We start from the raw sequence: 18,526 nt of genomic DNA on the forward strand, positions 1-18,526 counted from the left end.
TCTTTCTGCAGGCTACCAATGGCGCGCGGCACCCACCTGAACTTTGACGAAGAAGTGGCAGGTCCGGTTCCGCTGATCGGCTGAACCGTCACTGTGCGGTGATCTCGCCCTTCGCGGCTCGGGCGGCTATGTCGGTGCGGTGGTGGGAGCCGGTCAGGTGTACGTCCTGGGCCAGGCGGTATGCCTCTTCGCGGGCGTCCTGCAGGGTGGCGCCCGTGCCTACGACCGACAGCACGCGGCCGCCGGCGGACACGATCGCGCCGTCGTCTCGGCGGCGGGTGCCTGCGTGGAGTACGCCGTGGGCTTCCGCGCCCGTGATGACGTCGCCTGAGCGGGCTCGGCCTGGGTAACCCTCTGCGGCGATCACCACGGTGACCGCGTAGCCGTCGTGCCAGTCGAGTGGGGGCTGGGTGGCCAGGGTGCCGGTCGCGACCGCGTTCAGCAGGCCCGCCAGCGGGGTGCGGAGCAGGGCCAGTACGACCTGGGTCTCCGGGTCGCCGAAGCGGCAGTTGAACTCGATGACCTGCGGGCCTTCGCTGGTGAGCGCCAGGCCCGCGTACAGGAGGCCGGAGAACGGGGCGCCGCGCTCGGCCAGCTCGTCGACCACCGGCTGGATGATCTTGGTGACGACCTCGTCGACCAGGTCGGGGGGTGTCCAGGGCAGTGGGGCGTACGCACCCATGCCGCCGGTGTTCGGGCCCGTGTCGTCGTCGCCGACGCGTTTGAAGTCCTGTGCGGGCAGCAGCGGGACGACGGTGGTGCCGTCGACGAGGCAGAAGAGCGACGCCTCCGGGCCGTCCAGGTAGGACTCGAGGAGTACCGGGTGGCCGCCGTCGAGGAGGGTCATCGCGTGGGTGCGGGCCGCGGCGAGGTCGCTGGTGACCGCCACGCCCTTGCCCGCCGCGAGGCCGTCGTCCTTCACGACCCACGTCGGGCCGAAGCGGGCGAGGGCGGCGTCGAGCTTGGCCGGGTTGTCGACGATCTCGCTGTGGGCGGTGGGGACCCCCGCGGCGATCATGACGTCCTTCGCGAACGCCTTCGAGCCCTCGATGCGGGCGGCGGCGGCGGACGGGCCGAAGCACGCGATGCCCGCCGCGCGGACCGCGTCGGCCGCGCCGGCGACCAGCGGCACCTCGGGGCCGACGATGACGAGGTCGGCGTGCCACTCCCGGGCGGCAGCGACGACGGAAGCAGGGTCGGTGACGTCGGCACCGTAGGACTCGGCGACGGCCGCCGTGCCCGCGTTGCCGGGGGCGCACGCGAGCGCCGTCACCGCGGGGTCGTGGGAGAGGGCGAGCACCAGAGCGTGCTCGCGCGCACCGGACCCGATCACCAGGACACGCACGATGACACAGCGTAGATGCCGCGTTCCGGCGGGCCGCCGTCAGGGCCATGACGTGCTGAAAGAATCTTCCGGCCGGGACCGGTCGACGGCTTCCCGGCAGGCCCCCGGGCGGCGAGCTGGGCTGGCTGGACGGCCCGGAGATGCAGCACGAAGACGAGGGCTCGCTGACGCGTGAACGGCCGGGCCGGACGACACTCCGCCGTCCGGCCCGGCCGAAAGCTCGCGCGCGCGTTTACCCAACCCCCACCCGATCCCGGGGGCGTCCCGCCGTGCCAGTCTACCAGTGGGGATCGGGAGTTGCTGGGGATTTGCGTGGGCTGTGGATAACTGGTGCGGCTGTGGACTACTTGGTCGCTTCCAGGGCCTGAGCCGCGCCTGGGTGCAGTTCCACCGGGCCGGTGTCCACCGCGGTTTCGCGGTCCAGGGCGTTCGCGGCCTTGTGGACCTTCGCCAGGTCGGCCTTCTTGTCGAAGACCAGGTTGGTGATGGCGCACGCGTTGCCCGCCGGGAAGTCGGTCGTCACCAGCAGCAGGTTCGGGACGACGATCGTCGGGACGTCGGCGGGCAGGCTGTACGTGTCGGCCGGGATCGCGCCTTCCTCGTAGACCTCGTTGACCTTCTTCATGTTCTCGAGCAGGTCGCTGATGTCCAGGAACTTCACGTCGTCGCCAAGGGACGTCGTGAGGTCCGTGAGCTCCGGGGTCGGCAGGCCGCCGGACCAGAACAGGCCGTCGATCTGGCCTGCCTTCATCTGGTCGACGGTCGGGCGCAGGGCCAGTCGCTGGGCCGAGATGTCCGAGCCCGCCAGGCCCGCCGCCTCCAGCAGCCGGTTCGCGATCACCTCCGTGCCGGACTTCGGGGAGCCCGTCGAGATGCTCTTGCCCTTCATGTCGGCCACGCTGTTGATCCCGCTGTCGGCACGGACGACGACCTGCGTGTAGTTCGGGTAGATCCGCGCCAGCGCCTTGACGTCCTGCGGTTTGCCGTCGAACGACGCCTTGCCCTCGACCGCGTCCGCCGCCGTGTCGGCCAGTGCGAACGCGATGTCGTAGTCGCCCGCCACGAGCTGCTGGATGTTCTGCACCGACGCGCCCGTCTCCGCGGCACTGGCCTTCAACGGCGTGTTGTTGCTGATCAGCTGCGCCAGGCCACCGCCGAGCGTGTAGTACACGCCGCCCGTGTTGCCGGTCGCGATCGTGATCCGGCCCTCGCTCGCCTCGCAACCGCCGGACTCCTGCTCAGCCGTGTTGTTGTTCGTCTGCTTCCCGCCGCACGCCGCCGTCACCAGCAGCAGGCTCAGCGTCGCCGCCGCGATCTTCAGGGGTCGCATCATCGGGCTCCTGTTCATTCGAGGTTCGGCGGCCGAGCAGGTGCACGACGACCGCCACCACTGCGAAACCGACGCCGATCGCGATCGACAGCGGCTGCAGGTAAAGCAAGAGCAGCGCCGCGGGCACGCACAGCACCCGCTCCGGCCAGCGCGCGGGGCCGACGAGCCAGCCGCTCGTGACCACCGCCAGCGCCGCCACCCCCAGCGCGGACACCAGCGTCACCCACACCACGGTCACGAAACCCTGCTGCAGCAACAGGGCCGATCCGTTGTCCGTGAGTACGAACGCGAGCGGCACCAGGAACGCGGGCAGCGTGTACTTCCACGTCTGCCACATCGTCTTCATCACCGACCCGCCGGTGATGGCGGCCGCCGCCACCGCGGCCAGCGCGGTCGGCGGCGTCACCTCCGACAGCACGGCGTAGTAGAAGATGAACATCGCGACCTCGGCGGGTTCCACACCGAGGTCGGACAGCGCGGGCCCGAGCACGACCCACGAGATGATGAACGACGCCGTCACCGGCACCGCCAGCCCGAGCACGCTCACCGCGACGGCCGCGAACACCACCGTCAGCATCAGGATCACGGTCTCGTTCGGCCCCAGCGCCCGCGCCGCGTCCACCAGGGCCGCCGCCAGTTCCTGACCCAGCCCGGTCTTCGTGATCGTCGACGTGATGATGCCCGCCGCCGCGCACACCGCGATCACGGGCAGCGCGCCGCGAATGCCTGCCGCGAGCGAGTCCGCCACGCCGCGAAGCCATGTCAGGACCGAACCGCCGGTGACCAGCTGCGAGATCAACGCGAACAGCGCCGCGACGCCGGTCGCGTACACGACCGCGGTGAACGGCGGGATGTCCAGCGCCAGGAACACGACGATGATCCCGAGCGACGCGAAGTGGTAACCGCCGCGCAGCAACAGCTTCCCGACCGGCGGGGTGTCGACGTCCACCGACTTCGCGCCGAACCGGCGGGCGTCCGCCTCCACCGCGAACACGATCCCGAGGTAGTACAGGACGGTCGGGATGATCGCCCACAGCAGCACCGTCAGGTACGACGTCTCCAGGTACTCGGCGATGATGAACGCCGCCGCACCCAGTGTCGGTGGCGACAGGATCGCGCCGATGCCCGACGCGGCGAGCAGGCCGCCCGCGTTCTCCTTGGGGTAACCGGCTTTCCGCAGCACCGGCCACGTGATCGCGCCCAGGCTGACCGTGGTGGCCGTGCCGGAACCGGAGACGGTGCCGAGCAGGAAGCCGGACATGGCGGCGGTGCGGCCGGGTGCGGTGCGCGACTTGCGGAACGCGGCGAAGGAGATGTCCACGAAGAACTTCCCGGCGCCGGACGTGGACAGCACGGCGCCGTAGATCGTGAACAGCACGATGTAGGTCGCGGCGACGTCGAGTGGGATGCCGTAGAAGCCGCTCTGGTCGTTGTACAGCGCGTTCACGATCTGGCTGAAGTCGACGCCCGCGTGCGCGATGTCCCAGTTCTGGGGCAGGTAGCCGCCGTAGTAGGAGTACCCGAGGAACGCCAGGCAGACCAGGGGAAGCACGAGCCCGGTGGTCCGCCGCGTCGCCTCCAGGATCAGCACGAGCAGCAGCGCGCCCGCCACGACGTCCGATGTGGACAGGATGCCCTGGCGGTCGAGGAACGCGTCGAACCCGCCGCCCGCGTCGCCGATCGCGAGCGGGATCACCGGGTACAGGCCCACGAGCAGGGCGATGGCGGCGAACGCCCAGTCGAGTGGGCCTGGGTTGTCAGTGTGGCCGGCTCCGTCATCGGCACTGCCGGCGCTGCCGCGTGTCCGGTAGCACAGGAACACCAGCGGCAGCGTGACCCCGAGGAAGATCACCAGGTAGTACTGGTTGCCGGTCGCGAACGGCAGGAAGACCTGCTTGAGCACCAGCAGCGCGATCGCGATCGACGCCGCCCAGACGAACAGCTCCCAGCGGCCGGACAGGGTCCGCGCGGGGCGCTCCTCGTCGTGCTCGCCGACGGCCATGGCGGGCCGGTCGGCGTCCAGGTCTTCCGTAGACGTGGTCACCACCGGCAACCTACCGGTGACAGGTGTCACATAGAAGATCGAATGCGTCATCGCTTCGTCACCTGCTCCTTCGACGGAGTTTCCTCAGGTCGACGACGATGCGCGGGCCACTCGAGGCTAGGAGGAGACCGTGAGTTCGAAGTTAGTGCGCATGGCCGTCACGGCGACGGCCGCGCTGGCCCTGGTGAGCGCGGCGCCGGCGATCGCCGACCGCGCGCCCGCTGCCCCGTCGCACGGCGGCGTGGACAGCTTCACGATCGTGGGCCACCGCGGCGCGTCCGGCTACCGGCCGGAGCACACGCTGGCGTCGTACGAGCTCGCGGCGCGGATGGGCGCCGACTACATCGAGCCCGATCTCGTGACCACGAAGGACGGCGTGCTGGTCGCCCGGCACGAGCCGGAGATCGGCGGCACGACGGACGTCGCGGACCACCCGGAGTTCACGGACCGCAAGAAGACGAAGTCGCTGGACGGTGTGAACGTGACCGGCTGGTTCGCGGAGGACTTCACGCTGGCCGAGCTGAAGACGCTGCGCGCTGTCGAGCGGATCCCGGACATCCGGCAGCACAACACGATCTACAACGGACGGTACGAGGTGCCGACGCTGCAGGAGGTCATCGACCTGGGGAAGCGGCTGTCGCGGGAGCTGCACCGGGAGATCGGGATCTACATCGAGACCAAGCACCCGACGTACTTCGAGAAGCAGGGCCTCGCGCTGGAGCCCGCGCTGGTGCGGACGTTGAACCGCAACGGGCTGAACCGGTCGTCGGCGAAGGTGTACGTGCAGTCGTTCGAGGTGACGAACCTGATCGAGCTGCGCCGCGTGCTGCGGGTGCCGCTGGTGCAGCTGACGTCGGCGAGCGGTGCGCCGTTCGACTTCGTGGACTCGGGTGACCCGAGGACGTACGCCGACATCGTGTCGCCGCGCGGGCTGCGGGACGTGGCGAAGTACGCGAAGGGCCTCGGACCGGAGAAGGGCCAGGTCATCCCGCGCGACGCGGCTGGCTTCCTGACGACGCCGACGTCGCTGGTGCGGGACGCGCACCGGGCGGGGCTCGTCGTGCACCCGTACACGTTCCGGGTGGAGAACTCGTTCCTGCCCGCCGACTTCCGCTCGTCGGCGGTGCCCTCGCAGTACGGGGACCTGTTCGCGGAGATCGAGGTGTTCCGCGCGACGGGGATCGACGGGCTGTTCACGGACAACCCGGACGTGGCGGTGGCCCAGGAGCAGCTGGCGGCGGCCTGAGTTGTCCACAGCCCGGGTAGTTGTCCACAGTTCAGCCCGCGCTCTTCCTTTCGCCGCCCACAACTGATAGACTGGCAAGGCGGGACGCCCCCGGGACAGGGTGGGGGTTGCCATCCGGCCGGGTTCGCGGGCTTGATGCGCGGGTTTTGGAGGCGCGTTCGGGACGCTTCGGCGTCCTGGACGCGCCTTTCCGCATGTCTGGGCTCGGGAACGGGGGCCGCTACCGCGGCGGCGCGTTCAGGCCTGCCGAACACGCCTTCCGCTGCGGCACGTCAGCCGGTCATCGAGTGGCGGACGATCGTCTGCTCACGGCCGGGGCCGACGCCGATCGCCGAGAACCTCGCGCCCGACAGCTCCTCCAGCCGCGCCACGTACGCCTTCGCGTTCGCGGGCAGCTCCTCGAAGGTCCGGCACTCGGAGATGTCCTCCCACCAACCGGGCATCTCCTCGTACACCGGCACCGCGTGGTGCACATCGGTCTGCGTCATCGGCATGTCCGAGATCGTCTCGCCGTTCACCTTGTACGCCACGCAGATCGGCACCCGGTCCAAACCGGACAGCACGTCGAGCTTGGTCAGGAAGTAGTCGGTGATGCCGTTGACCCGCGCGGCGTACCTGGCGATCACCGCATCGAACCAGCCGGTGCGCCGGGACCGGCCCGTGGTCACGCCGAACTCGCCGCCGGTCTTGCGCAGGCGCTCGCCCATCTCGTCGTGCAGCTCGGACGGGAACGGGCCCGAGCCGACGCGGGTCGTGTAGGCCTTCAGGATGCCGATGACCGTCGTGATCCGGGTCGGGCCGATGCCCGAGCCGGCCGCCGCGCCGCCCGCGGTCGGGTTCGACGACGTGACGAACGGGTACGTGCCGTGGTCGACGTCCAGCAGGGTGCCCTGGGAGCCTTCCAGCAGCACCGTCTCGCCGCGCTCCAGTGCCTCGTTCAGCAGCAGGCGGGTGTCGGCGATGCGGTGGGCGAACTTCTCGCCGGACTCCAGCACCGAGTCGACGACCTGCTCGGGGTCGAGGCCCTTGCGGTTGTAGACCTTGATCAGGATCTGGTTCTTGACGTCGAGCGCGGCCTCGACCTTCTGCCGCAGGATCTTCTCGTCGAGCAGGTCCTGGACGCGGACGCCGACGCGCGACACCTTGTCCTGGTACGCCGGGCCGATGCCGCGGCCGGTGGTGCCGATCTTGGCCTTGCCGAGGTACCGCTCGGTGACTTTGTCGATGGCCACGTGGTACGGCATGATCAAGTGCGCGTCGGCGGAGATCAGCAGGCGCGAGGTGTCGACGTCGCGGCCCTCCAGGCCTGCCAGTTCCTTCAGCAGGACGCCGGGGTCGACCACCACGCCGTTGCCGATAACGTTGGTGACGCCGGGGGTCAGGATGCCCGAAGGGATCAAGTGGAGAGCGAAGTCCTGTCCATCGGGGAGCACGACCGTGTGGCCGGCGTTGTTGCCGCCCTGGTAGCGCACGACCCACTGGACCTTCTCGCCCAACAGGTCCGTTGCCTTGCCCTTACCTTCGTCGCCCCACTGGGCGCCGATGAGCACGATGGCCGGCATGTGAAACTCCCCGATGTCAACGGAACACGAAGTGGGCGCATTTCGGATGGGCGAAATGCCGGTGATTGAGCGTAGACCAGGAGGCCCGGGATGGGTGCGCTGATACTGGGTTGCGGGACCGCCGTCACCAGCGGTGACTGGCGAAAACTGGCTTCGGCCTCGGGATCGGGGGCCCACGAGATCCCTGCCACACCCACCAAGAACGACGTCGACCCGCTGCTGAAGGCCGACGACATCGACCGCGTCGTGGTGCACGGCACCGACGCCGACCTGGCCGCTGTCGTCCTCCGCCTCATGCGCACCGAACGGGTGGACGACATTGCGGTCGGCTTCGTGCCGGTGGACCGGAAGCTGTCGCACGTCGCCCAGCTGTGGGGTCTGCCGCTCAACGGCGTGGACCTCGCGCTCACGGGCAGTGACCGCAGTCTGCCGTTGGTGCGGGACGACAACGGTGGCGTGCTGCTCGGTCTCGGCGTGGTCGCGCCCGCCCGCGGCACCGTCTACTGCGACGACGCCGTCGCGCTGCGTGGTGACGCGTCGCGGATCGAGGTGACGCCGGGACCGTCGGGCGTGTCGGTGAAGGTGGTGCGCGGCAGGCTGCGGCGCCCCGCCACGTTCGCGGGCCGCGCGGTGCAGTTCGGCATCGACGAGACCCGGCCGGTCCGCGACGGCGTCGAGTACCCGCGCGCGGTGACGCGGTGGACCTGGTACCGCCACACCGAGGACCTGCGCGCGATCTGCTGAGCAACCTTCTTGCCCGCCCGCGCAACGCGGGCTGACCCCGCGCGGCACCGGCGATGCAATGGCGGCATGAAGCTACGAATCGCGCTGCTCGCCGCCCTGCTGGTGGCCCTGCTGCCGGGCCACGCGGACGCGGCGCCAGCGGACACGATCTCCGCCGACCGCGCCACCGTGCGCGACAACCCGGGTCGCCTGGTGCTGGCGAACGCGGCCAAGGGCGACCGGGCGGACGTGCAGGGCTACTGCGGTGAATGGGTGCGGGTCCGCGTGACCCCGGACCACGCGATGGCGACGACGACCGGCTGGGTCATGCGGGGCCACCTGACGAGGGCGAGCCAGTCCGGTGGCCTGGACGGCGTGCCGGAGCGCTGCGGCGACGACACCGAACGCTGGCGCGACTGGGTCGGCGCGATCAACGCGCCGTTCCGGTCGTTGCGGCTGGTGGACGGGAAGTGGCGGCGGATCACGTTCGGCACGGGCGTGCACCTGGCGGCGGGTTGCGTGCTGTCGCTGAACTACACGCGCGTGCCCGACGGGCCGGACCGCGTCGACCCCGCACAGGCCGTGCCCGGGCTGGACATGTCGAAGGTGAGCTACCGGTACGTGACCACGGACGGCGCGGTGGCGCTGGTCAGCGCGCCGCGGCCGGGTGCGTCGTACGGCGTGTGGGGCTTCGTGCCGTCGACGTGTCTCCTGCCGAAGAACCGCGAGCACGTGTACTTCGACGAACCGGTGGTGCAACTGCAAAATACTTCCGGTTTGCATACCGGAGTGGGCTACTCGAATGAGACGATCCGGGCACGTGGCTGCTCGGCGGCGTTGGTCAGTCCGACGCAACCGCGGTTCGGCTACTGGGTGGATCCGGCTGCGGCCAATCGGCCGCCCTGCCCGGTATAGGTCGAGATCAGGGCGGTGGCGGACCGCGAGGGGGTTCCGGCACCGCCCTTTTCTGTTCGGTAACGCTTCGCCGCCAGGCCATCTCGCTGCGCGACAGTGATGGTCATGAACCCTGCACGCAGCCTGTTGGCTGTCTTCGTCCTCGTCGTGGCTCTGGCGGTGGCCTTACCGGCCGCATCACCACAGTCGGCAGCCGCGACCCCGCCCGGCATCCCCAGTGAGTCGACGGCCCGTTCGGAGCTGGCAGCGCTCCGCGTCGCGGCCGACGGTTCCAGCAGCGGCTACTCCCGTGACAAGTTCCCGCACTGGAACACGGTGAGCGGCACCTGCAACACCCGCGAGACCGTGCTCAAACGGGACGGTTCCGGGGTGGTCACCGACTCGTCGTGCGCGGCGACGTCCGGCAGCTGGTACAGCCCCTACGACGGCGCGACGTGGCGGGCGGCGTCCGATGTGGACATCGACCACGTCATCCCGCTGGCGAACGCGTGGCGCACCGGTGCGTCGGGCTGGACCCAGACGCGGCGCACGCAGTTCGCGAACGACCTGACGAACCCGCAGCTGATCGCGGTGACCGACAACGTGAACTCGTCCAAGGGCGACCAGTCGCCCGCTACGTGGAAGCCGCCGAGGACCGCGTACTGGTGCACCTACTCGAAGATGTGGGTCCACGTGAAGTACCGCTACTCGCTGACGGTCAACTCGTCGGAGAAGTCGGCGTTGACCACGATGCTCGGCTACTGCTGACCCGTTCGGCCCCCTACGGAAGTCTGCTTTCCCCAGTGTTTCCCTGATGGCCGTTGCCCATGGTGATCGCCGTGTCGCACAGTCGATGCGACAACTTCACCACTGGAGGCGCGATGTCGGGGAAAGCACTCGTCGCCTCGCTGGTGCTCGCTGCCGGGACCATGATCGGTCTCGGCAGCGGGACAGCGAGCGCGACCCCACCGGATATACCGGACCCAGCGACGGCGGCGAGTGAGCTGGCCGCACTCACGGTGGCGCCGGAAGGCTCCATGGACGGTTACGACCGGGAGAAGTTCCCGCACTGGCACACCGTCGAAGGCGCTTGCAACACAAGGGAAATGGTCCTGCGGCGCGACGGCGACGGGGTGGAGGTCGGCGACGACTGCGCCGCGACGTCCGGCAGCTGGACCAGCCCGTACGACGGCGACACGTGGACCGAGACGTCCGATGTGGACATCGACCACATGGTGCCGCTGGCGGCCGCGTGGCGTTCCGGCGCCGCGGACTGGACCACCGCGCAGCGCGAGGCGTTCGCGAACGACCTCGGCTCACCGCAGCTGTGGGCGGTGACGGACAACGTGAACCAGTCCAAGAGCGACCAGACGCCGGACCAGTGGAAGCCGCCGCTGCAGTCCAACTGGTGCCAGTACGCGAGCGCGTACACGCACGTGAAGTACCGCTACGAGCTGACCGTCACCGACGCCGAACAGGGCGCGCTGGAGGAGATGCTCGGAACCTGCTGACGCACCAAGGAAGAAGGGCCGCCCACGACGTGTGGGCGGCCCTTTCCGTGTGTTTACGCCAGTCCGAGCTGGGCCGGTGCGTCCGGGTCGGAGTCGGCGAGGAACGTCGAGCACCGCTCCCACTCCTCGGTGTCCCCGATCGCCTGCGCGGCGCGGGCGAGCGCCGCCAGCGCGCGGAGGAAGCCGCGGTTCGGCCGGTGGGACCACGGGATCGGGCCGTGCCCCTTCCAGCCGGCGCGGCGGAGCTGGTCCAGACCGCGGTGGTAGCCGGTGCGGGCGTAGGCGTAGGCCGCGACCGCGTTGTTCTCCGTCAGCGCGAGCTCGGCCAGCGCGGCCCAGCCCTCGGAGAAGTCGGGCCACTCGGTCACGACCTTGGCCGGGTCGGTACCGCCCTCGAGCGCGGCCTGCGCCTCCGGCCGGTCCGGCAGGTGCGTGGCGGGCGGGCCGCCGAACAGGTTCTCCTGCAGAGTCATCGGCTCAGCCTGCCAGCATCCGGCCGGCGGACTTCAGCTGCTCGCACGCCTGGGTGATGCGCGCGGCCATGCCCTGCTCCGCCGCCTTCAGGTACGAACGCGGGTCGTAGGTCTTCTTGTTGCCGACCTCGCCGTCGATCTTCAGGACGCCGTCGTAGTTCGAGAACATGTGCGCGGCGACCGGACGCGTGAACGCGTACTGGGTGTCGGTGTCGATGTTCATCTTCACCACGCCGTAGGACAGCGCCTCGTGGATCTCCTCGAGCAGCGACCCGGACCCGCCGTGGAAGACCAGCTCGAACGGCTTCGAACCGGCGGCCTGGCCGAGCTTCTCGGCGGCGACCTCCTGGCCGCGCTTGAGCACGTCCGGGCGCAGCTTCACGTTGCCCGGCTTGTAGACGCCGTGCACGTTGCCGAAGGTCGCGGCCAGCAGGTAGCGGCCCTTCTCCCCGGCGCCGAGCGCGTCGATGGTCTTCAGGAAGTCACCCTCGGCGGTGTAGAGCTTCTCGTTGATCTCGTGGGCGACGCCGTCCTCCTCGCCGCCGACGACCCCGATCTCGACCTCGAGGATGATCCGCGCCTTGGCCGCCTGGTCGAGCAGCTCGGACGCGATCGTGAGGTTCTCGTCGAGGTCGATGGCCGACCCGTCCCACATGTGCGACTGGAACAGCGGCTCCTGCCCGGCGGCGACGCGCTCCTGGGAGATCGCGATGAGCGGCCGGACGAACCCGTCGAGCTTGTCCTTGGGGCAGTGGTCGGTGTGCAGCGCGACGTTGACCGGGTACTTGGCGGCGACGACGTGCGCGAACTCCGCGAGCGCGACCGACCCGGTGACCATGTCCTTGACCTTGGTACCGGAAGCGAACTCGGACCCCCCGGTGGAGACCTGGATGATCCCGTCGCTCTCGGCCTCGGCGAAGCCGCGGAGTGCCGCGTTGAGCGTCTCGGAAGAGGTCACGTTGATGGCGGGGAATGCGAACTCGTTCGCCTTCGCCCGGTCCAGCATCTCGGCGTAGACCTCGGGTGTGGCGATGGGCATCGGTACGTCCTCCTCATGGCTGGACAGGGCCGGCTGGTTAGGGCCGCCCGCCCGATCCTACGAGCAAGGACTCGCAGCGCGCCGGGAGGATGACCGATTCAGAAAGACGTACCCGCCGGTACCGGCCCCAGTGCCCTGACCACGTCCATTTTGTCCTGGTTCAGCACCTGGAGCGCGACCTGGTCGGCCCCCGCGTCCCAATGCGCGGCGATGCGCTCGCGGATGGCGTCCGCGTCGCCCCACGCGACGAGCGCGTCGACCAGCCGGTCGCTGCCGCCGTCGGCCAGGTCCGCCTCGGTGAACCCGAGCCGCAGCCACGCGTTCGTGTAGTTCGTCAGCTTGAGGTACATGGCGAGCACACCCCGCGCGATGGCCCGCGCCTCGGCCGGATCGGTCGACAGGACGACCTTCTGCTCCGGCACCAGCAGTGGACCCTCGCCGAGGATCTCCCTGGCCTGCGCGGTGTGCTCGGGGGTCGTGAGGTACGGGTGCGCGCCCGCGGTCCGGTCCTTCGCCAGCCGCAGTACGCGCGGGCCCAGCGCCGCCAGCACGCGCCCGGACACCGGCACCCCGCCCTCGTCGAGTCCGTCGAGGTAGCTCACGAGCTTGTCGTACGGCTTGGTGTAGCGCGCGCCGACGGCCTGCGGATGGCCGACGCCGATGCCGAGGGTGAAGCGTCCGGGGTGGGCTTCGGTCACCCGCGTGTAGGCCGCCGCGTCCGGCTCGCCGTCCCACACGTTGACGATCCCGGTCGCGACGTTCAGCGACGTCGACGCGGCCAGGGTCGGCTCGACCGACGTGAGGTCGGCGGCAGGGGAACCGCCGAGCCACACCGTCTCGTAGCCGAGTCGCTCCAGCTCCGCCAGCACCGCGGGGTCCCGCAGCCACGGCGCCGCCGCGTGGTCCCACACTCCCAAAGTCTTCGACATATATCGAAGACTACGCGGGGACCCCCGCGAACGCAGGGGACAACGGCACCCCGTCCCACCCACCGGACGGGGCTTGCAACCCGAACAGCGAGGCCACCGTCGGCGCGACGTCCAGCGTCCGCGCGGGCGCCGACGACACCACTCCACGCCGCACCAGCGGATGCCCGCCCGACACGACCAGCGGAATCGGCTCGGTCGCCGGGTGCCCGTGGTTCCCGGGAACGGGGTTCGAGATCACCGTCGGATCCGTGAACCGCCAGCCCGCCTTGCAGTACACGACGAGGTCACCGGCGTTCGCGCCGAGATTCAGCCCGGCCGGGTCGTGCACGGACAGCACGCCGGGCGTCGCCAGCGCGATCGACCGCATCCGCTCGACCGCGGCGGCACGCTCGTCCGGTGGCCCGGTCCAGTACAGGAGGTCCGCGCCGCCGTTCTGGGCGATCTGACACCGCCCGGCTAGGAAGGCGTCGTCGTCCAGCCGGGACGCCAGGTTCACCAGCGACAACGGCAGCGACCAGTCCATCGAGTGGTCCGCGAGCAGGATCACGACCGACCGCTCCCAGAGCCCGCGCCACCGCAGGTGCGCGACGAACCTGGCCAGTTGTGCGTCCGTGTCGATCAACGCCAGCGTCCGCAGCAGGCGCAACGACGACCCCGACAGGTCCGCGTGCCCGAACCGGTCGACGTCGCCGAGGTTCGCGAACACCAGCGCGGGGTCGTGGTCGTCGATCACGCGGACCAGGGCGTCCATGGTGAACACGTCCGGCGCGTGGTCGGTGACCGGCAGCATCGGCTCCGGCGTCCACCGGTACGTCGCCCGCGTCCCGAACACGCCGAACAGGTAGTCCTTGGACAGCACACTGGCGGTCGCGAGCCCCAGCTCCCCGGTCAGCCGGTCGAGCACGGTCGGCACCAGCAGGTCCGTGGCCAGGCCCAGGTCACGCACCTCGCCGAGCGCCGGGTCCCACACGGAGTTCGCCGGCACACCGGACCGCGCGGGCCACACGCCGGACATCATCGCGACGTGGTTGGGGATGGTCTCGGCCACGGTGACCGACCGGGCCGCGGTGAACGAGGTCCCCTGTGCGGCGAGGGATCGCACCGTCGGCAGGTACGCGCCGACGGCCTCGTCCGGGCGGCAGCCGTCCACCACGAGCACGTACACCCGCAGGTCCGACGCCGCCCGCGCGACCGCTTCCGACATCGCCGAGGAGAACGCCGTGAGGGCGGCCGCACCGGCCGCCCCGCCCAAGAGCGATCGACGGGAGATCGCGGTCATGGCGCGATCGGCGTGCCGACGGACTGGACCCGCTGCGTCCCGGCACGGGTCCGGAACGACCGGCCCCAGGTCAGCGTGCTCGCCGGGTCGGCCTTGTTCGCCAGGTAGTACCAGTCCATCTGGGTCCCAGCCGGAGTCACCTCGAGCACGGACGCGCCGTGGGAGTCCAGCTCGCAGTACTTGATGTGCCGGTTCAGCGCCTGCACGGCCGTCTCCAGCACGATCGACGTGGTGCGCGGCGGCACCCCGAGGATCTCGTCGAAGTTGTCCGAGGTCACCGACGTGCACACGAACTCGGTGGCGACCGACTTCGACAGCAGCGGGTACAGCCCGGCGTCGCGCGGCACGTCGTTCGCCCACGACGAGTGGATGTCGCCGGTCAGGAACACCGTGTCGCGCACGCCGTGGTTCGCGAGCGTCGCGAGCAGGCGCCGCCGGTCGACCGCGTAGCCGTCCCACTGGTCCGGGTTGAGCGAGATGCCTTCCTCCGGCAGGCCCAGCAGCTCGGCGAGCGGGCCGAGCAGCTCCGGGGACAGCGGCGGCAGCTGCAGCGGCGCGACCATCACGGAGTTGCCGACGAGCTTCCACTGGGCACCACTCGTGATCAGCCCGTTCTCGAGCCACGCCATCTGCTCGGCGCCGGTGAGCGTGCGGTTCGGGTCGTCGGTGCCGCCGTCGCCGATGCCGACCTGCCGCGACCGGTAGCTGCGCAGGTCCAGCATGGACAGCTCGGCCAGCAGCCCGAACCGCAGGCGCCGGTAGATGCGGTCGGCCTCGTTGCGGACCGGCATCCACTCGAAGTACGCCTGGTGCGCGACGGCCTTGCGGGCCGCGTAGTCGCCCTCGGTGTCGGGCTGGTGGTTCTCGGCGCCGCCGGACCACGCGTCGTTCGCGACCTCGTGGTCGTCCCAGGTCGCGATGAACGGGACGGTCGCGTGCAGGCGCTTGAGGTGCTCGTCGGACTTGTACTGCGCGTGGCGGCGGCGGTAGTCGGCGAGCGTGAGGATCTCGCGCGGCGGGTCGTGCGGGCGGACGACGGAGTCGTTGAAGTCGCCCGCGTACTCGTAGATGTAGTCGCCGAGGTGGAGCACGGCATCGAGGTCGCCGCGTTCCGCCAGGTAGCGGTAGGCGGCGAAGTGGCCGGCCGGGACGTTGGAGCAGGACACCACGCCGAACCGCAGCCGGGCGACGGCCGCGGTCAGCGCGGGCGCGGTGCGGGTCGTGCCGGTCGCGGACACGGCGCCGTCCAGGCGGAACCGGTAGTAGTACGTGGTCGCCGGGTTCAGGCCGGTGGCATCGGCCTTCACGGTGTGGTCGCGGCCGGGGCCGGTGGTCTGCGCACCGGAGGCGACGACGGCCGCGAACGCCGGGTCGGCGGCGACCTCCCAGGTCACGTCCACGGTGGGGCCGACACCCGAGCCCGGGGTCGCGTCGGGGGTCGGGGTGACGCGGGTCCAGAGCAGGACGGCGTCGGGCAGGGGGTCGCCGGACGCGACGCCGTGTGCGAACACCGGCTCGTCGGCAGTGGCGCTGGTGGTGGGAAGGGCGGTGGCGCCGAGGACCACACCGGCGGTGGCGGCACCCGCACGCAGTACGGATCGACGGTCGAAGGTCTGCTCCATGACCTTCGATCCTGGCCGCGCCAGGGGGTGTGACATACAGCCGTTCTGCGTAAACATTCCATGCACAATTGCCACTTACTGGGAGTAGGTTACTCGTGGTAGGTTCGCTGGCATGGGCAAGAACGTGCGCGGGAAAGTCGTGGTCATCACGGGTGCGGCACGGGGCATCGGAGCCGGGCTCGCACGTGATCTGTCCGCCAAGGGCGCGAAGGTGGCGCTCGTCGGGCTCGAGGCGGAGGAGCTGGCGAAGGTCGCCGCCGAGTGCGGTCCGGACGCCGGCGCCTGGGAGGCCGACGTCACCAGCTGGACCGACCTGGAGAAGGCGACCTCGGCGATCGCCGAGCGCTACGGCCGGATCGACGTGGTGGTGGCCAACGCGGGCATCGCGGCGACCGGCTTCACGCGGTCCATCGACCCGGCCGCGTTCGAGCGCGTGATCAACGTGGACCTGCTCGGCGTGTGGAAGACGGTCCGGGTGGCGCTGCCGCACCTGATCGAGTCCAAGGGCTACGCGATGCTCGTGTCGTCCGCGGCCGCGATCATCCACATCCCCGGCAACGCCGCGTACTCGGCGGCGAAGGCGGGGGTGGAGGCGTTCGCGAACTCGCTGCGCGCGGAGGTGAAGCACCTCGGCGTCGACGTGGGTGTCGTGCACCCGACGTGGATCGCGACCGACATGGTCAACAACGCCGACGAGCACCCGGTGTTCGGCAGGCTGCGCGGCAGCGCGGGCGGGCTCGCGAGCAGGACCTACCCCCTGTCGCTGGCGGTGGACCTGATCTCGGCGGGGCTGGCCCGCCGGTCGCGGGTCGTGCACGTGCCAGGTTGGGTGGGTGTCGTGAAGCTGTTTCGCGCACTGGTACCGAGGGTGGTCGAGCTGTACGCGCGGAAGATCATGCCCGCCGCGGACAAGGCCGCGCTGGCGGACATCGAGAAGCGCGGCGCGGCCGAGTCGAGCCTCGTCGGCCCCGGCGCGAAAGCTGCGGCGGAGCGGGAGCGTGCGCTATAACGAGTTCCATGTCGCGACGTGGCCAGGTGCAGATGACGCCCGAGGAGATCGAGGCCTTCCTCCAGGAGGGCAAGACGGCGAACATCGCGACGATCGGGCCCAACGGGAGACCGCATCTGACGGCGCTGTGGTACGTCCCGCGCGGTGACGTGATCGAGACGTGGACGTACGCCAAGTCGCAGAAGGCGCTGAACCTGCAGCGCCTCCCGCAGGCGACGATCCTCGTCGAAACCGGTGACTCGTACGAGAAGCTGCGCGGCGTCTCCATGGAGTGCGACGTGGAGCTGGTGACGAACACCGAGAAGATCACGATGATCGGGCAGCAGCTGATGCACCGCTACAGCCCGAACCCACAGGTGGCGACGGCGGGGAGCCAGTTCGTGCGGCTGCAGGCCCCGAAGCGGGTCGGCCTGGTCTGCCGGCCGACGAAGATCGTCAGCTGGGACCACGGAAAGCTAGGCGGCGCCTACTGAACCGAGGACGAGCTTCCACTCGTTCACGGTCCGCCCGGCGGCGACTCCGTCCACCGTGTACGGGTCGTCGGCCAGCAACCGGTCCAGCTCGGCCCGGTCGGCGACCTGGTAGATCGCGAACCCGGCGGAGTCGTCGGCCCACGGCCCGGCCGCACCGACCTTGCCCTCCTCGACCAGTGCCCGCAGGTACGCACGGTGACGCGGCCGGCTGTCCTCGAGCTTCGCGCGGTCGTCGACATAGGTGGTCTCCACCGTGTACCAGGCCATGGCGGCACGGTACCGCTGCCGATAGAGTTCTGATGTGACTGGGGACCTCAGCGCGGAACGCACAGTCGAGCGAACGCTCGGCCACCTGCGCGCGATCGACACCGGCACTTTCCCGGTGCCACAGGCGGAGCAGGCGCCGCTGACGCTCGAGGACCTGTACCGCACCCACCGCATGCGCCTGGTGCGCCTGGCGCTGCTGCTGGTCGACGAACCGGCGACCGCGGAGGACGTCGTGCAGGAGGCGTTCACGGGCCTCCACCGCAACTGGGGCAACCTCCGCGACGCGGCGGCCGCCGTCGGCTACCTGCGCACCGCGGTGGTCAACGGTTCCCGCTCCGTACTGCGCCGCCGCAAGACGGCCCGCGAGTACACGCCACCGCACCAGGTCAACGCCCGCTCGGCGGAGAGCCTGGCGATGCTGACGGCCGAGCACCAGTCGGTGGTGCGCGCGCTGTCGCAGCTGCCGCCCCGGCAGCGGGAGGTGCTGGTGCTGCGTTACTACGGCGACCTGTCGGAAGCGGAGATCGCCGACGCGGCCGGCATCTCGAAGGGCACGGTCAAGTCCACGGCGAGCCGGGCACTGGACGCACTGCAGAAGATCATGCGGACCCCGAACTGAGGGTTGTCCACAGCGACACCAGTTATCCACAGCCCAGCCCGCGAACCCCCGAACCGCCCCCCACCCCCGATAGACTGGCGACAGGGGTGCCCCCGGTGTGGGTGGGGGCTACGTAACAGTCCTGGGTGGCGGGCGGAATGTCGCTTTTGCACGGAAATCAT

At 70.2% G+C, this 18,526-nt stretch carries 18 protein-coding genes; 8 read left to right on the forward strand and 10 right to left on the reverse strand.

The features are described 5' to 3' along the window. Positions 1 to 88: 88 nt before the first annotated feature. The 3 genes from purD to FHR82_RS13515 form a co-directional block, all read right to left on the reverse strand. Positions 89 to 1,345 (reverse strand): phosphoribosylamine--glycine ligase, encoded by a 1,257-nt coding sequence (gene purD / locus FHR82_RS13505; RefSeq protein ID WP_184810735.1) that lies wholly within the window; start codon positions 1,343 to 1,345, stop codon positions 89 to 91. A 343-nt stretch (positions 1,346 to 1,688) separates the two neighbouring features. Continuing rightward, positions 1,689 to 2,678, reverse strand: a complete 990-nt coding sequence (locus tag FHR82_RS13510) for a TAXI family TRAP transporter solute-binding subunit (RefSeq protein ID WP_225944015.1) — start codon at positions 2,676 to 2,678, stop codon at positions 1,689 to 1,691. Further along, on the reverse strand, positions 2,584 to 4,677 hold the full coding sequence (locus tag FHR82_RS13515) for a TRAP transporter permease (RefSeq protein WP_184811499.1): 2,094 nt from the start codon (positions 4,675 to 4,677) through the stop codon (positions 2,584 to 2,586). Before FHR82_RS13515 ends, FHR82_RS13510 begins: the two co-directional genes overlap by 95 nt. Positions 4,678 to 4,870: 193 nt before the next feature. Between FHR82_RS13515 and FHR82_RS13520 the strand changes: the two genes are divergently transcribed. Then, positions 4,871 to 5,965 carry a glycerophosphodiester phosphodiesterase gene (locus FHR82_RS13520; protein ID WP_184811500.1) on the forward strand — a complete coding sequence of 365 codons (1,095 nt, stop codon included), beginning with the start codon at positions 4,871 to 4,873 and terminating at the stop codon, positions 5,963 to 5,965. Positions 5,966 to 6,237: 272 nt separating this feature from the next. On the opposite strand, the gene FHR82_RS13525 is transcribed toward FHR82_RS13520, so the two are convergent. Continuing rightward, on the reverse strand, positions 6,238 to 7,527 hold the full coding sequence (locus tag FHR82_RS13525) for an adenylosuccinate synthase (protein WP_184810736.1): 1,290 nt from the start codon (positions 7,525 to 7,527) through the stop codon (positions 6,238 to 6,240). A 90-nt stretch (positions 7,528 to 7,617) separates the two neighbouring features. Between FHR82_RS13525 and FHR82_RS13530 the strand changes: the two genes are divergently transcribed. From FHR82_RS13530 to FHR82_RS13545, 4 genes are all read left to right on the forward strand, one after another. After that, complete coding sequence (locus FHR82_RS13530; protein WP_184810737.1) at positions 7,618 to 8,271, forward strand: hypothetical protein; 654 nt, start codon at positions 7,618 to 7,620, stop codon at positions 8,269 to 8,271. Positions 8,272 to 8,337: 66 nt separating this feature from the next. Continuing rightward, positions 8,338 to 9,165, forward strand: coding sequence for a hypothetical protein (locus FHR82_RS13535; protein ID WP_184810738.1), 828 nt, complete (start codon positions 8,338 to 8,340; stop codon positions 9,163 to 9,165). A gap of 105 nt (positions 9,166 to 9,270) precedes the next feature. Next, positions 9,271 to 9,912 (forward strand): HNH endonuclease family protein, encoded by a 642-nt coding sequence (locus FHR82_RS13540; protein WP_184810739.1) that lies wholly within the window; start codon positions 9,271 to 9,273, stop codon positions 9,910 to 9,912. 113 nt (positions 9,913 to 10,025) lie between these two features. Next, entirely contained in the window at positions 10,026 to 10,655 is a 630-nt protein-coding gene (locus FHR82_RS13545) for an HNH endonuclease family protein (RefSeq protein WP_184811501.1), read from the forward strand. 53 nt (positions 10,656 to 10,708) lie between these two features. Here the strand turns inward: FHR82_RS13545 and FHR82_RS13550 are convergent, their stop codons facing one another. The 5 genes from FHR82_RS13550 to FHR82_RS13570 all read right to left on the reverse strand — a co-directional run bounded on the left by FHR82_RS13550 (position 10,709) and on the right by FHR82_RS13570 (position 15,997). Further along, on the reverse strand, positions 10,709 to 11,128 hold the full coding sequence (locus FHR82_RS13550; protein WP_184810740.1) for a DUF3151 domain-containing protein: 420 nt from the start codon (positions 11,126 to 11,128) through the stop codon (positions 10,709 to 10,711). Between the two features lie 4 nt (positions 11,129 to 11,132). Then, a complete protein-coding gene (gene fbaA, locus FHR82_RS13555) occupies positions 11,133 to 12,167 on the reverse strand; it encodes a class II fructose-bisphosphate aldolase (RefSeq protein ID WP_184810741.1) in 1,035 nt (344 codons plus the stop codon). Between the two features lie 98 nt (positions 12,168 to 12,265). After that, positions 12,266 to 13,096, reverse strand: a complete 831-nt coding sequence (locus FHR82_RS13560) for an LLM class F420-dependent oxidoreductase (protein WP_184810742.1) — start codon at positions 13,094 to 13,096, stop codon at positions 12,266 to 12,268. 10 nt (positions 13,097 to 13,106) lie between these two features. After that, positions 13,107 to 14,375: an alkaline phosphatase family protein gene (locus tag FHR82_RS13565; RefSeq protein WP_184810743.1), complete on the reverse strand. Its 1,269-nt coding sequence runs from the start codon at positions 14,373 to 14,375 to the stop codon at positions 13,107 to 13,109. Beyond that, complete coding sequence (locus tag FHR82_RS13570; protein ID WP_184810744.1) at positions 14,372 to 15,997, reverse strand: alkaline phosphatase D family protein; 1,626 nt, start codon at positions 15,995 to 15,997, stop codon at positions 14,372 to 14,374. Before FHR82_RS13570 ends, FHR82_RS13565 begins: the two co-directional genes overlap by 4 nt. Before the next feature lie 112 nt (positions 15,998 to 16,109). Here FHR82_RS13570 and FHR82_RS13575 point away from each other — a divergent pair, with 112 nt between their 5' ends. Together FHR82_RS13575 and FHR82_RS13580 are read left to right on the forward strand one after the other, a co-directional pair. Next, a complete protein-coding gene (locus FHR82_RS13575) occupies positions 16,110 to 17,006 on the forward strand; it encodes a short-chain dehydrogenase/reductase (RefSeq protein ID WP_184810745.1) in 897 nt (298 codons plus the stop codon). Positions 17,007 to 17,014: 8 nt separating this feature from the next. Beyond that, the gene (locus tag FHR82_RS13580; RefSeq protein ID WP_184810746.1) at positions 17,015 to 17,479 is read left to right on the forward strand and encodes a pyridoxamine 5'-phosphate oxidase family protein; all 465 of its coding nucleotides are present in this window, start codon (positions 17,015 to 17,017) and stop codon (positions 17,477 to 17,479) included. On the opposite strand, the gene FHR82_RS13585 is transcribed toward FHR82_RS13580, so the two are convergent. Continuing rightward, a complete protein-coding gene (locus tag FHR82_RS13585; RefSeq protein WP_184810747.1) occupies positions 17,462 to 17,746 on the reverse strand; it encodes a YciI family protein in 285 nt (94 codons plus the stop codon). The two genes, FHR82_RS13580 and FHR82_RS13585, sit on opposite strands and share 18 nt — an antisense overlap. Positions 17,747 to 17,780: 34 nt before the next feature. Here FHR82_RS13585 and FHR82_RS13590 point away from each other — a divergent pair, with 34 nt between their 5' ends. Next, the gene (locus FHR82_RS13590; protein ID WP_184810748.1) at positions 17,781 to 18,365 is read left to right on the forward strand and encodes a SigE family RNA polymerase sigma factor; all 585 of its coding nucleotides are present in this window, start codon (positions 17,781 to 17,783) and stop codon (positions 18,363 to 18,365) included. Positions 18,366 to 18,526: the final 161 nt, after the last annotated feature.

This window comes from Actinophytocola algeriensis (genome assembly GCF_014203735.1).
Classification (GTDB): domain Bacteria; phylum Actinomycetota; class Actinomycetes; order Mycobacteriales; family Pseudonocardiaceae; genus Actinophytocola; species Actinophytocola algeriensis.

Bases quoted from the DNA above. Each gene is read 5' to 3' on its own strand.
- fbaA (WP_184810741.1), bottom strand. From the start codon at position 12,167: ATGCCCATCGCCACACCCGAGGTCTACGCCGAGATGCTGGACCGGGCG.
- FHR82_RS13565 (WP_184810743.1), bottom strand. From the start codon at position 14,375: ATGACCGCGATCTCCCGTCGATCGCTCTTGGGCGGGGCGGCCGGTGCG.
- FHR82_RS13585 (WP_184810747.1), bottom strand. From the start codon at position 17,746: ATGGCCTGGTACACGGTGGAGACCACCTATGTCGACGACCGCGCGAAG.
- FHR82_RS13525 (WP_184810736.1), bottom strand. From the start codon at position 7,527: ATGCCGGCCATCGTGCTCATCGGCGCCCAGTGGGGCGACGAAGGTAAG.
- FHR82_RS13550 (WP_184810740.1), bottom strand. From the start codon at position 11,128: ATGACTCTGCAGGAGAACCTGTTCGGCGGCCCGCCCGCCACGCACCTG.
- FHR82_RS13530 (WP_184810737.1), top strand. From the start codon at position 7,618: ATGGGTGCGCTGATACTGGGTTGCGGGACCGCCGTCACCAGCGGTGAC.
- FHR82_RS13510 (WP_225944015.1), bottom strand. From the start codon at position 2,678: ATGATGCGACCCCTGAAGATCGCGGCGGCGACGCTGAGCCTGCTGCTG.
- FHR82_RS13545 (WP_184811501.1), top strand. From the start codon at position 10,026: ATGTCGGGGAAAGCACTCGTCGCCTCGCTGGTGCTCGCTGCCGGGACC.
- FHR82_RS13540 (WP_184810739.1), top strand. From the start codon at position 9,271: ATGAACCCTGCACGCAGCCTGTTGGCTGTCTTCGTCCTCGTCGTGGCT.
- FHR82_RS13580 (WP_184810746.1), top strand. From the start codon at position 17,015: ATGTCGCGACGTGGCCAGGTGCAGATGACGCCCGAGGAGATCGAGGCC.
- FHR82_RS13535 (WP_184810738.1), top strand. From the start codon at position 8,338: ATGAAGCTACGAATCGCGCTGCTCGCCGCCCTGCTGGTGGCCCTGCTG.
- FHR82_RS13575 (WP_184810745.1), top strand. From the start codon at position 16,110: ATGGGCAAGAACGTGCGCGGGAAAGTCGTGGTCATCACGGGTGCGGCA.
- FHR82_RS13560 (WP_184810742.1), bottom strand. From the start codon at position 13,096: ATGTCGAAGACTTTGGGAGTGTGGGACCACGCGGCGGCGCCGTGGCTG.
- FHR82_RS13520 (WP_184811500.1), top strand. From the start codon at position 4,871: ATGGCCGTCACGGCGACGGCCGCGCTGGCCCTGGTGAGCGCGGCGCCG.
- FHR82_RS13570 (WP_184810744.1), bottom strand. From the start codon at position 15,997: ATGGAGCAGACCTTCGACCGTCGATCCGTACTGCGTGCGGGTGCCGCC.
- FHR82_RS13515 (WP_184811499.1), bottom strand. From the start codon at position 4,677: ATGGCCGTCGGCGAGCACGACGAGGAGCGCCCCGCGCGGACCCTGTCC.